At 72.1% G+C, this 14,307-nt stretch carries 10 protein-coding genes; 5 read left to right on the top strand and 5 right to left on the bottom strand.

Features of this window, described 5'->3' with window-relative positions; genetic code table 11:
* Positions 1-26 precede the first annotated feature (26 nt).
* Positions 27-1,994, bottom strand: a complete 1,968-nt coding sequence (locus tag ACMCNK_RS08245; RefSeq protein WP_412735800.1) for a maltotransferase domain-containing protein — start codon at positions 1,992-1,994, stop codon at positions 27-29.
* A gap of 279 nt (positions 1,995-2,273) precedes the next feature.
* Between ACMCNK_RS08245 and ACMCNK_RS08240 the strand changes: the two genes are divergently transcribed.
* Positions 2,274-2,861, top strand: coding sequence for a hypothetical protein (locus tag ACMCNK_RS08240; protein ID WP_412735799.1), 588 nt, complete (start codon positions 2,274-2,276; stop codon positions 2,859-2,861).
* A 17-nt stretch (positions 2,862-2,878) separates the two neighbouring features.
* Here ACMCNK_RS08240 and ACMCNK_RS08235 read toward each other — a convergent pair whose 3' ends face one another.
* Complete coding sequence (locus ACMCNK_RS08235; protein WP_412735798.1) at positions 2,879-3,343, bottom strand: PPOX class F420-dependent oxidoreductase; 465 nt, start codon at positions 3,341-3,343, stop codon at positions 2,879-2,881.
* A 6-nt stretch (positions 3,344-3,349) separates the two neighbouring features.
* Entirely contained in the window at positions 3,350-4,141 is a 792-nt protein-coding gene (gene ppgK / locus ACMCNK_RS08230; RefSeq protein ID WP_412735797.1) for a polyphosphate--glucose phosphotransferase, read from the bottom strand.
* A gap of 313 nt (positions 4,142-4,454) precedes the next feature.
* Here ppgK and gsmA point away from each other — a divergent pair, with 313 nt between their 5' ends.
* The 4 genes from gsmA (at position 4,455) to ACMCNK_RS08210 (ending at position 12,925) form a co-directional block, all read left to right on the top strand.
* On the top strand, positions 4,455-5,603 hold the full coding sequence (gene gsmA / locus ACMCNK_RS08225; RefSeq protein ID WP_412735796.1) for a sporangiospore maturation cell wall hydrolase GsmA: 1,149 nt from the start codon (positions 4,455-4,457) through the stop codon (positions 5,601-5,603).
* Between the two features lie 110 nt (positions 5,604-5,713).
* Positions 5,714-9,655, top strand: coding sequence for an ATP-dependent RNA helicase HrpA (gene hrpA, locus ACMCNK_RS08220; RefSeq protein WP_412740781.1), 3,942 nt, complete (start codon positions 5,714-5,716; stop codon positions 9,653-9,655).
* A 150-nt stretch (positions 9,656-9,805) separates the two neighbouring features.
* Positions 9,806-12,049: a putative bifunctional diguanylate cyclase/phosphodiesterase gene (locus ACMCNK_RS08215; RefSeq protein ID WP_412735795.1), complete on the top strand. Its 2,244-nt coding sequence runs from the start codon at positions 9,806-9,808 to the stop codon at positions 12,047-12,049.
* A 138-nt stretch (positions 12,050-12,187) separates the two neighbouring features.
* Complete coding sequence (locus tag ACMCNK_RS08210; protein WP_412735794.1) at positions 12,188-12,925, top strand: LamG-like jellyroll fold domain-containing protein; 738 nt, start codon at positions 12,188-12,190, stop codon at positions 12,923-12,925.
* A 70-nt stretch (positions 12,926-12,995) separates the two neighbouring features.
* Here ACMCNK_RS08210 and ACMCNK_RS08205 read toward each other — a convergent pair whose 3' ends face one another.
* Together ACMCNK_RS08205 and ACMCNK_RS08200 are read right to left on the bottom strand one after the other, a co-directional pair.
* Positions 12,996-13,226 carry a hypothetical protein gene (locus ACMCNK_RS08205; RefSeq protein ID WP_412735793.1) on the bottom strand — a complete coding sequence of 77 codons (231 nt, stop codon included), beginning with the start codon at positions 13,224-13,226 and terminating at the stop codon, positions 12,996-12,998.
* A 277-nt stretch (positions 13,227-13,503) separates the two neighbouring features.
* Complete coding sequence (locus ACMCNK_RS08200) at positions 13,504-14,295, bottom strand: exodeoxyribonuclease III (RefSeq protein ID WP_412735792.1); 792 nt, start codon at positions 14,293-14,295, stop codon at positions 13,504-13,506.
* Between the last annotated feature and the right edge of the window lie 12 nt (positions 14,296-14,307).

The raw sequence follows: 14,307 nt of genomic DNA, 5'->3' as shown, positions 1-14,307 counted from the left end.
CCCACCCGCAGGAGTTCCAATCGCGGTCAGCGGCGCGGTTGCACCACGAACACGTGCGCCGGTTCGACGTACGGGTCGATGCGGACCGCGTTCTGCTGGCCCCACTCGTACGTTGCGCCGGTGATCTGGTCGGTCACCGTGAACCGCTCGTGCCAGTCCATGCCCAGTGCCGGCATGTCCAGCGTCGTGTTGGCCCACTGCACGTTGTGTACGTCGAACGAGCAGATCACCAGAATGGTGTTGCCCGTCTCCGCGTCCCGTTTCGACCAGCACAGCAGCGCGCCGTTGTCGACGTCGTGGAAATGCAGATTGCGCAGCCAGTGCAGCGCGGAGTTCTCCCGCCGGACCCGGTTGAGGGTGGTCAGGTACGGCGCGAGCGTGCGCCCGGACCGGGCGGCGCCCGCCCAGTCGCGCGGCTTGAGCTCGAACTTCTCGTTGTCGAGGTACTCCTCGGCGCCGGGCCGGGCCTCGTGCTCGAACAGTTCGAATCCGGAGTACATGCCCCACGACGGGGAGAGCAGGCTCGCCAGCACCGCGCGGATCTTGAACATCGGCGGGCCGCCGTGCTGCAGCGTCTCGTGCAGGATGTCCGGGGTGTTGGGCCAGAAGTTGGGCCGCATCCAGTCCGCGGAGGCGAGCAGCTGCTCCAGGTACTCGCGCATCTCCCAGGCCGTGGTCCGCCACGTGAAGTACGTGTACGACTGGGTGAAGCCGATCTTGCCGAGGCCGTTCATCATGGCCGGCCGGGTGAACGCCTCGGCCAGGAACAGCACGTCCGGGTCGGTGTCCTTGACCTTGGTGATGAGCCATTGCCAGAAGTTCAGCGCCTTGGTGTGCGGGTTGTCGACGCGGAAGATCTTGACGCCCTGCGCCACCCAGTGCAGGACCACCCGCAGGACCTCCTTGCGCAGGCCCGCGTAGTCGTTGTCCCAGTTGAGCGGGTAGATGTCCTGGTACTTCTTCGGCGGGTTCTCGGCGTAGGCGATGGTGCCGTCGGCGCGGGTCGTGAACCACTCCGGGTGCTCGCGCACCCAGGGGTGGTCCGGCGCTGCCTGCAGCGCGAGGTCCAGCGCGACCTCCATGCCGTTCTCGTGGGCCACCGCGACGAACGCCCGGAAGTCCTCCAGCGTGCCCAGCTGCGGGTGAATGGCGTCGTGGCCACCCTCCTCCGACCCGATCGCCCACGGGGAGCCGACGTCCTCGGGACGGGCGACGAGCGTGTTGTTGCGGCCCTTGCGATTGATCTTGCCGATGGGGTGGATCGGCGGCAGGTACAGCACGTCGAAGCCCATGGCGGCGACCGCCGGGATGCGCTCGGCGGCCGTGCGGAACGTGCCGTGCCGCACCGGGACGGCATCCGGGCCGATCTCGGCGCCCTCGGAGCGGGGGAAGAATTCGTACCACGCGGAGAACAGGGCGCGCGGGCGGTCCACCCAGATCGCGTACGAGCGGGTCGTGGTGACCAGGTGGCGCACCGGGTGCTGCCAGAGAAGCGCGTCCAGGTCTAGGGCGGGGGAGACCCGCTCGTACAGCGGGCGCTGCTCGTCGCGCAGCGCCGCGGCGGCGGCCCGGATCCGCTCCTCCTCCGCCGCCGGGACGATCTTGGTGGCCAGGTCGAGCACCTCGGCGCCCTCGGTGAGATCGTTCGCCAGCTCGCCCGGGCCCTGGCCGGCGCCGATCTTCTTGGTGACCGCGTTGCGCCAGGTGAGATATGCGTCATCGAACGCCTCTACCGTGAACGTCCACCGGCCGACCCGGTCCGGCTTGATCACGGTGTGCCAGCGGTCGAGGCCGGGCTCGCCCGGCTGCATCCGGGTGAACGGCTCGGGCTGGCCGTCCGGCCCCTGCCATACCACATTGACGCCGAGGGCGTGGTGTCCTTCCCGATAGGACATCGCCGAGACCGGCACGAGCTCGCCCACGACCGCCTTCGCGGGGTAGCGGCCGCAGGACACCGACGGCGTGACGTCTTCGATGGGAAAGCGACCGGTCATGATCTCCACCGTAGTGCTTGGGGGGCGGGGACGGGCTGCGCGACGGGGAAATCCACCGCCGCACCGCGGCGGCATCTCCGCTGTGGAGGAACGACGAGATCCGGTGGCGCCCGTACCGCCTCAACCTACCGGAGAGCGGGCCCGGCGGGTGCATCCTCGGGTGCGCGTCGGTTGCCAAGCGGTGCGATCCGAGTGATCTTGCTCAGCCTCGGCGCCGTACGGCCGAGGAACAGGGCGTGTCGCGCCCCGCCCGGGTCGCCTCGACTCTGGGAGGGCCCTGTGGCCGGTCCGTCTGCCGCGCTGTCGCCGGTGATCGCCGCGAGCACGCATTGGCTCGCGCGCGCCTACCCGGCCACCGGCGCGGACCACCAGGCGGCCGCGCTGGCCGAGCTCCAGGTACGCCAGGCGGTGACGGTCAGCGCGTGGCTGCGCTACCCGACGCCGGTGGACGCCGAGCTGGTGGCGCTCGCCGGGCCAGGCGGCTCGGCGGTGCTGGACTGGCGGGTCGGCTGCGAGCCGGTCGAGGAGTACGACGAGGACGAGGCGTGGCGCACCTGGGTCGACGAGGTCGTGGTGAGCTGGGCCGCGTGCCTGCTGGCCGACCCGATGCTCGCGGTCCACGCGGTGGGGGCGGTCGCCGCGGCCGTGCCCGAGCAGGAGGACCACCGCCGGCCGCGCCCGCGCCGGGCCGGGGACCTGCTGAGCCAGTTCCGCCGGCTGACCACCCCGAACCCGCGGGAACGTGCAGCCGCCGTGCTGCTGCGCCACCCCGACCTGCTGGACCCGGTGGCCGTGCTGCACCGCGACGAGCTGCGCTACCTGCTCGGCGTCGAGGTGCCCAACCCGTGGCTGGGCATCAGCGGCTGACCCTTCCCCTGGGCTGGTCAGTCGGCGAGCCGGGCCGGGAACCCGCCGGTGGCGATCGGCCCCCAGCTGTCGATCGAGATCCGGATCAGGGACTTGCCCTGCGCGATCATGGCCTGCCGGTACTCGTCCCAGTCGGGGTGCTCCCCGGAGATGCCCCGGAAGTACTCCACCAGCGGCTCCAACGCCTCGGGCAGGTCGAGCACCTCGGCCGTGCCGTCGAGGTGCACCCACGGGCCGTTCCACTCGTCGGAGAGCACACACAACGACACCCGCGGGTCGCGCCGGACATTGGCGACCTTCGCCCGCTCGGGGTACGTCGAGATGACCACCCGGCCCTCGGCGTCCACCCCGCACGTGTTCGGTGACGACTGAGGGCGGCCGTCGCGCCGGGTCGTGATGAGGATGGCGCGGTGCCGGGGCCGCAGGAAATCGAGCAGGTCGGCACGCCCGGCCCGGGTGTTGGTCGCGATGGTGCGGGCCACGGCCGCTCAGCTCCGGGGGGCGCCGGCGTGGGCGGCGTCGACCGTGAGCGGGCCCGCGTGACCGGCGGCCTGCTCGGCGGTCACCGCCGCGCCGATGATCCCGGCGTTGTTGAGCAGCGCGGCGGGCACCATCGGCGTACGGACGTCGATCAGCGGGAAGTACCGGTCCGCCTTCTTGCTCACTCCGCCGCCGATGACGAACAACTGGGGTGACAGCAGCATCTCCAGGTGGCGCAGGTACGTCTGGACCCGGCGCGCCCAGTCCTCCCAGCTCAGATCCTCCACCTCGCGCGCGCGGTCGGCGGCACGCAGCTCCGCGTCGACGCCGCCCAGCTCCAGGTGGCCGAACTCCGTGTTGGGCATCAGGATGCCGTCGAGGAACAGGGCGCTGCCGATGCCCGTGCCGAACGTGAGCATCACGGTCAGGCCGGGCTGCCCGCGGCCGGCGCCGAACGCCACCTCGGCGACGCCCGCGGCGTCGGCGTCGTTGAGCACCGCCACCGGCAGCCCGAGCCGCTGCGCGAACAGCTTCGCGGCATCCGCCTCCAGCCACGACGGGTCGACGTTCGCCGCGGTACGGACCACGCCGTCGACGATCACCCCGGGGAAGGTCACCCCGACCCGGTCGTAGCCGGAGAACCGGCCCGCCACCTCGGCGACCGCCTCGACCACGCTGGACACCTCCGACGGCTGGGGTGTGGGCACCCGGTAGCGCTCGTCGAGCAGCTCGCCACGGGCCGGGTCGACCGGCGCGCCCTTCACGCCGGAGCCGCCGATGTCGATGCCGAGGATGGCCATCCCTGATCCCGTCTGCCGTCCGATGGTGTCCCTGCTGTGTACCACGCGGTACCGACACCGGTTCCGACACCACCCTCACGGGGCCGGTCGCCCGGCCGTGCCCCGGCCGCCGTCCGGGCCCCCATGCCCAAGAACGCGTTTTTTCAACCCTGCCCCCGCCAGTCACCCCACAGGTCATAATTCCCTTACGCAACGTTTGCCCCAATGGTGCCGGCAGGTACGGGCAACCGTCCTGCTCCCCGGGTCCCCCCTCTACCGCAACGGCCCCCCGTGACTGTCGAACGGACGCCTGACGCCACAGAGGGGATCATTCATGCTGCACACCGCCCGCCGGCTGCTCACCGCACCGATGCTGGCCGTCGTGGTCGGCGGCGGCCTCGTCGTCGCGCCGGGAGCAGCCCAGGCAGCGAGCGTTCCCGCCACCGTGGACGTCACCGGAACGCTGCGGGTGCGCTCCGCACCGTCGCTTGCGGCCCCGGTGGTCGGCGCGGTCGGCGACCAGCAGCGGATCAATGTCGAGTGCGCGACCCGTGGCACCGAGGTGCGCGGCAGCGTCCGTACCACGGACGTGTGGGACCGGCTCGGCACCGACCGGTACATCTCGCACGCGTACGTCCTCGCGTCGGGCGGCATCCCCTCTTGCGCCGCCGTGCGGGCCCAGGCCCAGACGGTCAAGGTCCGCCCGGCACCGGTCCAGGCAGCCGCGGTGAAGTACGTGGTCGGCCGGGTCCGCAGCTCCGACGGCCGGGTCAACGTCCGCGCCGGCGTGACCATGAAAGCCAAGGTCAAGGGGACCATCCCGAACGGTGCGCGGGTCAACCTCGTGTGCGGCGTCGTCGGCGCCCGGGTCAAGGGCACCGTGCGGACCACCACGCAGTGGGACCGCCTCCCCAACGGCCTCTACGTCTCGCACGCGTATGTGGTGACGCCCACGCTGCACCTGTGCCCCGGCGCCCCCCGGCCCGCCGTGTCGACGCCGCCGCTGACCCCGGAGCAGTTCATCGCCCGGTCCGTGGCAGGCGCGCAGCGCGGCTGGCGCGACTACGGCGTCCCGGCGTCCGTGACGATCGCGCAGGCCGTCCTCGAGTCCGGCTGGGGCCGCAGCGACCTGTCGGTCGCCGACCGCAACTTCTTCGGCATCAAGTGCTTCGACGGCAACCACGGCCCGCTGGCCACCGGCTGCCACACCTACGTGACGCAGGAGTGCACGAAGGCCGGTGACTGCTTCACCACCACCGCGAGCTTCCGGACGTACGCCACGCAGGGCCATTCGTACCGCGACCACGGGTACTTCCTGCGGGTCAACAGCCGGTACAAGCCGGCCTTCGCGTACACGCGCAGCGCGAACAAGTTCATCTGGACTGTGTGGAAGGCCGGGTACGCCACGGACCCGAACTACTACACGAAGATCACCGGCATCATGACCAAGTGGAACCTGTACCGGTACGACATCTGGAAGTGAACCGGCGGCCGGGACACCCGGCGATGTGATCATGCCGCGGCCGGGCGCCGGGCGACGCTAATCATGCGGCGCCCGGCGCCCGATCCGCCTATCCTTGCTCCGCCATGTCGATGCCACCCCCGGACGCCGCCGCGCTGCGCCCCACCCCGACGACCCCGGACGCCGCCGCGCTGCGCCGTACCCTGACGACCCTGCTGCCCCGCGACGAGCACCGCCTCGGACGGCGTCTGGAGGGCACCCGGCGCATCCGCGACGCGGGCGCCCGCGCGGTGGCGCTGACCGAGATCGCCGCCGAGATAGCGGCGGCCCGCGGGCGGTACGAGGCGCGCCTCGCGGCCGTGCCCACGATCAGCTATCCGGAGGAGCTGCCGGTCAGCGCCCGCCGCGAGGACATCGCGGCGGCCGTTCGCGACCATCAGGTCGTGGTGGTGGCCGGGGAGACCGGTTCGGGCAAGACCACCCAGTTGCCGAAGATCTGCCTGGAGCTGGGCCGCGGCGTGCGCGGAATGATCGGGCACACCCAGCCGCGCCGGATCGCGGCCCGCACGGTCGCCGAGCGCATCGCCGAGGAACTGGGCACCCCGCTGGGCGCCACGGTCGGCTACAAAGTCCGCTTCACCGACCAGGTCAGTGACCAGACCATGGTCAAGGTCATGACGGACGGCATCCTGCTCGCCGAGATCCAGAACGACCGGGCGCTGCGGGCGTACGACACGCTGATCATCGACGAGGCCCACGAGCGCAGCCTCAACATCGACTTCCTGCTCGGCTACCTGAAGGAGCTGCTGCCGCGCCGCCCCGACCTGAAGCTGGTCATCACGTCGGCGACGATCGAGACGGCCCGGTTCGCGCAGCATTTCGCGGGCCCGTCCGCTGCGGCCCCGGTGATCGAGGTGTCCGGCCGCACGTACCCGGTGGAGGTGCGCTACCGGCCGCTGGTGGCAGACGAGGAGGGCCGCGAGGAGCCGGTCGACCAGGTCGACGGCATCGCCGCCGCGGTCGACGAGCTCAGCGGCGACGGCAACGGCGACATCCTGGTGTTCCTCAGCGGCGAGCGGGAGATCCGCGACACCGCGGACGCGCTGAACAAACGCGACCTGCGCAACACCGAGGTCGTCCCGCTGTACGGCCGGCTCACCGCGGCCGAACAGCACCGGGTGTTCGAGCGGCACACCGGGCGGCGCATCGTGCTGGCCACCAATGTCGCCGAGACGTCGCTGACCGTCCCCGGCATCCGGTACGTGATCGACCCCGGCACCGCCCGGATCTCCCGGTACAGCCACCGGCTCAAGGTGCAGCGGCTGCCGATCGAGCCGGTGTCGCAGGCCAGCGCGAACCAGCGCAAGGGCCGCTGCGGGCGTACCGCGGACGGCATCTGCATCCGGCTGTACTCCGAAGAGGACTTCGACGGCCGCCCCGAGTTCACCGAGCCGGAGATCCTGCGTACCAATCTGGCCAGTGTCATCCTGCAGATGACTGCGCTGGGCCTGGGTGATCTGGCCCGCTTCCCGTTCCTCGACCCGCCGGACCGGCGCAACGTCACCGACGGCGTCAAGCTGCTCGAAGAGCTGGGCGCGCTGGACGGGCGCAAGCTCACCCCGATGGGCCGCCAGCTCGCCCAGCTGCCGGTCGACCCGCGGCTGGCCCGCATGGTCATCGAGGCCGACCAGCAGGACTGCGTCGCCGAGGTGATGGTGGTGGCCGCGGCACTGTCCATCCAGGATCCGCGGGAACGCCCGGCCGACAAGCAGCAGCAGGCCGACGAGAAGCACGCCCGGTTCACCGACAAGGAATCCGACTTCTTCAGCTACCTCAACCTGTGGCGCTACCTGCGCGAGCGGCAGCGGGAGCTGTCCGGCAACCAGTTCCGCCGGCTGTGCCGCGCCGAGTTCCTCAACTACCTGCGCGTACGCGAGTGGCAGGACATCTACGCCCAGCTGCGGCAGGTCGCCCGTACGCTCGGGCTCAGCGTGGCCGAGCACGACGACGCCGAGCCGCCGGACGCGCAGCGGCTGCACACGGCGCTGCTGTCCGGCCTGCTGTCGCACATCGGCCTCAAGGACACCGACAAGCGGGAGTACCTGGGCGCCCGCGGCGCCAAGTTCGCGATCTTCCCGGGCTCGGCGCTGTTCAAGAAGCAGCCGCGCTGGGTGATGTCCGCCGAGCTGGTCGAGACCAGCCGCCTGTGGGCCCGGGTGAACGCCCGCATCGAGCCGGAGTGGGCCGAGAAGCTCGCCCCGCACCTGGTCAAACGCAGCTACAGCGAGCCGCACTGGGACCGCCGGCAGGGCGCGGTGCTGGGCTTCGAGAAGGTCACCCTGTACGGCCTGCCGATCGTGCCCCGGCGCAAGGTCGGCTACGCCCGGGTCGACCCGGTGCTGGCCCGCGAGCTGTTCATCCGGCACGCCCTGGTCGAGGGCGACTGGGACACCCACCACACGTTCTTCGCGCACAACGCGAAACTGCTGGCCCAGGTCGAAGAGATGGAGCACCGGGCCCGCCGCCGCGACATCGCGGTCGACGACGAGACCGTGTACGCCCTGTACGACGCGCGCATCCCCGCCGACGTGGTGTCCGCACGGCACTTCGACGCGTGGTGGAAGAAGGCCCGGCGCGCCGAGCCGGAGTTGCTGACGTTCACCCGCGACCTGCTGGTCAACACCGGCAAGGACGCGATGGATCCGGGGGCGTACCCGGACGCGTGGCTGGCCGACGGGGTGCGGCTGCCGTTGACCTACCAGTTCGAGCCGGGCGCGGCCGCCGACGGCGTCACCGTGCAGGTTCCGGTCGCGCTGCTCAACAAGGTGGACCCGGAGGACTTCGGCTGGTCGGTGCCGGGCCTGCGCAAGGACGTCGTGGTGGCGCTGATCCGGGCGCTGCCCAAGGCGCTGCGCACCAATTTCGTGCCGGTGCCGGACTGGGCCGAGGCGGTGCTGGCCCGGGTGCCCGCCCGCCGCGGCCCGCTGCCGGACGCGATCGGCACCGAACTGCGACGGCTCACCGGCACGGTGGTGCCGCGCGACGCGTGGCGTCCCGACCAGGTGCCCGAGCACCTGCGGATGAACTTCCGGGTGGTGGCCGAGGACGGCGCGGTGCTCGGCGAGGGCCGCGACCTGGAGGTGCTGCGCCGCAGCCTGGCGCCGAAGGTGCAGGCCACCATCTCGGCGGCGGCCGGGAACGTGGAACGCCGCGGCATCACCACCGCCGACATCGGTACGATCCCGCGCCACGTCGCCCAGGACCGCGGCGGGTACGCGGTGACGGTGTTCCCGGCCCTGGCCGACGAGGGTGACAGCGTGGCGGTGCGGGTCTTCGAGACCGAGCCGCAGCAGCGCGTGGCGATGCGCGCGGGCACCCGGCGCCTGCTGCTGCTCACGTTGCCGCAGGCGGCCCGGTATCTGCAGGGGCGGCTGGACAACCGGGCCAAGCTGGAGCTGAGCCGGGGGAACCCGTACCGGTCGATCGCGGAGCTGCTGGACGACTGCGCGGGGGCGGCGCTGGACCGGCTGGTCGCCGAGGCGGGCGGTCCGGCGTGGGACGCCGCCGCGTTCGCCACGTTGCGTGACGCGGTCCGGGCCGACCTGGTGGACGGCGTCGCCAACGTGGTGACCCAGGTGCGCGCGGTGCTGGCCACGGCGTACGAGATCGAGCAGCGCATCGGCGCCACCAAGGATCCGGCGCTGGTGCCCGCGCTGGCGGACGTACGGGCGCAGGTGCGCGCGCTGGTGCATCCCGGTTTCGTGACCCAGACCGGCTGGCGTCACCTGCACCATCTGCCGCGCTACCTGAAGGCGATCGCGTACCGGCTGGACCGGCTGCCCGGCACGCTGGCGCGCGACCGGCAGCTCATGGCGCAGGTGCACGAGATCGAGGCGGAGTACCGGGAGCTGCGGGCCGAGCTGGGTGCGGGCGGGCCCGCGGACGAGGGTCTGGACGAGATCCGCTGGATGATCGAGGAGTTGCGGGTCAACCTGTTCGCCCAGTCGCTGGGCACCGCGTACCCCGTATCGGACAAACGGATCTACAAGGCGATGGACCAACTGCCCGCCTAGCCCGTTCTGTCCTTTCCGCCCCCTTGTGGCGGCGTCCGTGCGACCGTGGGTGACACGGGCGGAAGGGGGCCGCCGGTGCACCAGGCACGGCAATCCGGAAACGCATCACGCGGGTGGTGGCCGTGGTGCCTGTGCGCCTCGGTGCTGCTGATGGCCGCCGGGGCGGCCGTGGGTGGCCTGGCCGGGCAGTTGCTAGTCGGCGTGGCCACCGCCGGGGCGATCATCGCGGGCATCCTCCTGCACCGGCCGGCGCGGCCGCTGCCCTGGTGGCTGCTCATGGCCGTGATCGGTGCGACGACGACACTCGGCCTGATCGGCCAGACACTGACCCCGCGCAACGGCACCGCGCCGCCACTCGTGGACCTGTTCTACTACCCGGTCTACCTGGTGCTGGCGGCCGCACTGGCGATGCTGGGGGCCCACGGCCGGATCCGTTCCCCCAGGGGCAACCTGGCCGAGGTGGGGATCCTCACCTGCGGCGCGGCGCTGCTGTGGTGGATCGTGGTGATCGACCCGCTCAGCGACGCGGGCAACCTTCCGATGCACGCCCGGACGCTCGCGTTCCCGTTGTTCGACTTCGCGATGGTCGCCCTCGCGGTACGGCTGGTGCGCGGTACCCGGCGCAACGCCGCGGCTGTCCTGATCGCGGGGGCCACGGTCATGCTGCTGATCTCGGACTCGGCGTACCTCGCGACGCCGGACGGGGTCACGCCCCCGCTCACCGCCGCCGGCTCGCTGCTGGCGCACGTGCTGCTCGGCGCGGCCGCGCTGCATCCGTCGATGGCCCGGGTCGGCGCGGGCGAGCCGCCGGCTCCCAGCCCGGCCGGCGCCACCACGGGTGGGCCGGACCATGCCACCGCCGCGCCGGTATACCTGCTCACGGTCGTGCTCGCCCCCCTGGTCACCGCCGGGTACCTGCTGCACGAGCAGCGGGCCCGGTCGGTGCAGCCGGCCGACATCGGGGTGCCGCTGTTGATCACCGCGGTCGCCGCGGCGCTGCTGCTGTGGCGGATCCAGCAGCTCAACAGCGTTGCCCGCCGGCATGCCTCCCGGCTGGAACAGGCGCTGCGCGCCGAGGCCGAACTGCAGGGCGAGTTGCGCCACCGCACCCAGCACGATCCGCTCACCGGGCTGCCCAACCGGGCCCTGTTGTACGAGCGGATCGGCGCCGCTCTCGCCGCGGGCACCCCGGGGGCGCTGCTTGTGCTCGACATCGACGACTTCAAGGACGTCAACGACCGGCTCGGGCACGCCGTGGGCGACGACTTGCTGATCGCGGTCGCGGACCGGATCACCGGCATGGTCGCGGACCGGGCGATGGTCGCGCGGCTGGACAGCGACGAGTTCGCGGTGCTGCTGGAGGGCGACAGCCCGGAAGAGGCGGCCGGCTGGGCCGAGGAACTGCTGGTCGCCATGCGCCGGCCGGTGACGGTGCAGCATCACGCCCTGTTCGCCGCGGTCAGCGTCGGCCTGCGCGGCCTGGACCCGGACCTGCTGACCGCGGACATCCTGCGCGACACGTACGTGGCGCTGCACGCGGCCAAGGCGGCGGGCCGCGACCAGCTCGCCATGTTCGACCGGCAGATGCGCGAGCAGCGGCTGGCCCGGGCCCGCACCGTGGAACGGCTGCGCGGCGCCCAGGACCGCGGCGAGCTGCTGCTGCACTTCCAGCCGCTGGTCCGGCTCGCCGACGAGCGGTACGTCGGTGCCGAGGCGCTGCTGCGCTGGCAGCCGCCGGGGGAGGCGATGGTGCCGCCGGACGCGTTCATCCCCGAGGCCGAGGACAGCGGTCTGATCGTGCCGATCGGCGCCTGGGTGCTGCAGGAGGCGTGCCGGGTCGCCGCCCCGTGGCACCGGCGCAACGGTGCGGTCGTCTCGGTCAACGCGTCGCCCCGCCAGTTGCGTGAACCGGACTTCGCCACGCAGGTCCTGGACGCGCTGCGCGGCGCCGGCCTGCCGCCGCAGGCGCTGATCCTGGAGATCACCGAAGGCGTGCTGGTGGCGTCGGGACCGGTCGCCGAGCAGGCGGTACGCCACCTGAGCGCGCTGCGCGAGCGGGGGGTCCGGGTGGCGGTCGACGACTTCGGCACGGGCTACTCGTCGCTGGCGTACCTGCGGGACCTGCCGATCGATCACCTCAAGATCGACAGGTCGTTCATGCCCGGTTCCGGTGAACCCGACCCGACCGCCCGGACGCTGGTCAAGGCGATCATCGATCTGGCGACCGCCCTGGGCCTGGGCACGATCGCCGAGGGGGTGGAGACCGCCGAGCAGGTCGCACTGCTGCGGGCACTGGGCTGCGAGCGGGCTCAGGGATTCCACTTCTCGCGGCCCGTACCCGCCGCCGAAGCGGGGGCGATGCTGGAACGCTCGCACCGCGAGGCCCCGGTGTGATTTGCGTCTTTGGCCGGGAGCGCCGTGACGGGCGTCGTGTGCCCGACCGGGGGGTCGCCCGGACCGATCGGATAAAGCGGCCGAAACGGCAACCGGAGCACTTTGCGCGCTAATGGCGTCTAAGTAACTTCAAACTCCATGAAGGTTCGAGCCAAACTCCTCACCCTCCTGCTCCTCGCCACCCCCGCCGTACCAGCGCTGGCCCTGTCCGCCTCGGCGGCCACCGGCCTCAGAACGGTCATGCGGTACACGTTCGACGCCGGCCCGACCGCCACCGGGCGCATCGCGGACCTCTCCGGCGTCGCTGCGCCCCTGGTCATGCGCACTGTGGACGGTGGCGTCATCCGATTCCTGCGCACCACCACCGGCCGGTACGTCGGCTTCCCCGCCCCGTGCGCCCGGACCGCCACCACCTGCCCCCGCGCGCTGTTCGAGGCACCCGACAACGCCAACCTCGACCCGGGCACGAACCCGTTCCGCTGGGGCGCGACGGTCTACGTCAAGCAGTGGCAGGTGATCGGCTCGTCCAACGTCATGCAGAAGGGTGTGTCGGACACCCAGAGCCAGTGGAAGCTGCAGGTCGGCGCGAATCGTGGCAAGGCCCAGTGCGTGGTCGTCGGCCGCGGTTCGAGTCAGGCGTACGTGGCGCGTTCCTCGGTGACGGTCGCCGACGGCACGTGGCACCGCGTGCTGTGCCGTCGCGCCGGCGCTTCGCTGGTCGTGTACGTCGACGGGGTCGTCCGCGGCCAGGCCGCCATCCCGGCGACGCTGGAGATCGGCAACGACATGCCGGTGCGGATCGGCGGGCCGAACTTCAACACGACCTCCGACATGTACCACGGGTACCTCGACGACGTGATCGCCGTCGCCGGCTGAACGCCCGCGGGCCCGGGACCATCCGGTCCCGGGCCCGCGGAGAATGCAATTCAGCGTGTACGCATCCCGCTCAGCTGCGGCGGAACGCGTACGTCCGGGTCTGGCCGGACCGGGACGCCCGGCCGGAGCGGTCCCGCTCCGAACGCTGCCGGGCGGCCAGCCGCGAGTCCTCGGCGCCGTGGTGCGACGCGGCGACGGACTCCGCCCGGTGGGCGTCGTGCTCGACCCCGGGTACGGCGGACATCTGCCGGCGGGCCAGGTCGTCCCGGTCGACGTGCGGGTGGAAAGTTCGGTCAGGCATACGGAAACCTCCTGAAGACGAGGCGGGAACCGTGGACGGAGGCGCCGCACCGGCGGCGCGAAGTCAGGTGTCCCGGGCTGCGGGGGCGGCCCCACGGCAGGCGATGCCGCCGCAGCGCCCGGAACCGGAGAGGTCGGCGCGGGCCCGCACGGCGGGCCCTGCGCGCGGATACCCGCTCGGCGGACCGGCACGGTGAGGCGCGGGTCGGCAGCGGGCCACGACGTCAGGAGATCATGCCGGGCACGCTACCCGCGCCCGGTCCGCGGCCGCCACGCATTTATCCGCCCTGTCCGGGCGCCCGATCGAGATCCACCACGATGGGCGCGTGGTCGGACGGGCCCTTGCCCTTGCGGGCCTCCCGGTCCACGACCGCGTCGCGCACCGCGGCCGCGACGTCCGGCGTGCCGTACACCAGGTCGATACGCATGCCCTTGTTCTGGTGGAACATGCCGGCCCGGTAGTCCCAGTACGTGAACGGGTGGTCGCCCTTGAGCGGGCGCGGCACGATGTCGGTCAGCCCGAGCGCCAGGATGTCGGCCAGCGCCTTCCGTTCCGGGGCGGTCACGTGGGTGGCGCCCACGAACACCGCGGGATCCCAGACGTCGTCGTCGGTCGGCGCCACGTTGAAGTCGCCAGCCACCACCACGGGGCCGGTGGCGACCTCCGACGCCAAGGACTCGCGCAGCGCCGCCAGCCAGCGCAGCTTGTAGTCGTAGTGCGGGTCCTGCGGGGTGCGGCCGTTCGGGACGTACAGCGACATGAAGCGCACCCCGGCGCAGAGCGCGCTGATCGCGCGGGCCTCCGGCTCGGGGAAGCCGGGCTCCCCGGCGAAGCCGAGGCGTACGTCGTCGAGCCCGGCCCGGGACAGCAGCGCGACCCCGTTCCAGCGGCCCTGGCCGTGTGTGGCGCTGGCGTACCCCAGCGCGGCGACCTCCTCGGCCGGGAAGCCGTCCGCGGCGACCTTGGTCTCCTGCAGGCAGACGACGTCGGGACGGGTGTCGGCGAGCCACTGCACCAGTCGGGGGAGCCGGGCCTTGACGGAGTTGACGTTCCATGTGGCGAAGCGCATCTGCACAGCCTG

The sequence above is a fragment of the Krasilnikovia sp. MM14-A1259 genome (genome assembly GCF_047159535.1).
Taxonomy (GTDB): Bacteria; Actinomycetota; Actinomycetes; order Mycobacteriales; family Micromonosporaceae; genus Actinoplanes.
The sequence above is the reverse complement of the archived record's forward strand: the minus strand, read 5'-3'. Positions and strand labels throughout refer to the sequence as shown.

Excerpts from the sequence above, each read along its gene's own strand:
- ACMCNK_RS08245 (WP_412735800.1), bottom strand. The coding sequence starts at position 1,994 with ATGACCGGTCGCTTTCCCATCGAAGACGTCACGCCGTCGGTGTCCTGC.
- ppgK (WP_412735797.1), bottom strand. The coding sequence starts at position 4,141 with ATGGCCATCCTCGGCATCGACATCGGCGGCTCCGGCGTGAAGGGCGCG.
- gsmA (WP_412735796.1), top strand. The coding sequence starts at position 4,455 with ATGCTGCACACCGCCCGCCGGCTGCTCACCGCACCGATGCTGGCCGTC.
- hrpA (WP_412740781.1), top strand. The coding sequence starts at position 5,714 with ATGCCACCCCCGGACGCCGCCGCGCTGCGCCCCACCCCGACGACCCCG.
- ACMCNK_RS08215 (WP_412735795.1), top strand. The coding sequence starts at position 9,806 with ATGGCCGCCGGGGCGGCCGTGGGTGGCCTGGCCGGGCAGTTGCTAGTC.
- ACMCNK_RS08210 (WP_412735794.1), top strand. The coding sequence starts at position 12,188 with ATGAAGGTTCGAGCCAAACTCCTCACCCTCCTGCTCCTCGCCACCCCC.
- ACMCNK_RS08205 (WP_412735793.1), bottom strand. The coding sequence starts at position 13,226 with ATGCCTGACCGAACTTTCCACCCGCACGTCGACCGGGACGACCTGGCC.
- ACMCNK_RS08200 (WP_412735792.1), bottom strand. The coding sequence starts at position 14,295 with ATGCGCTTCGCCACATGGAACGTCAACTCCGTCAAGGCCCGGCTCCCC.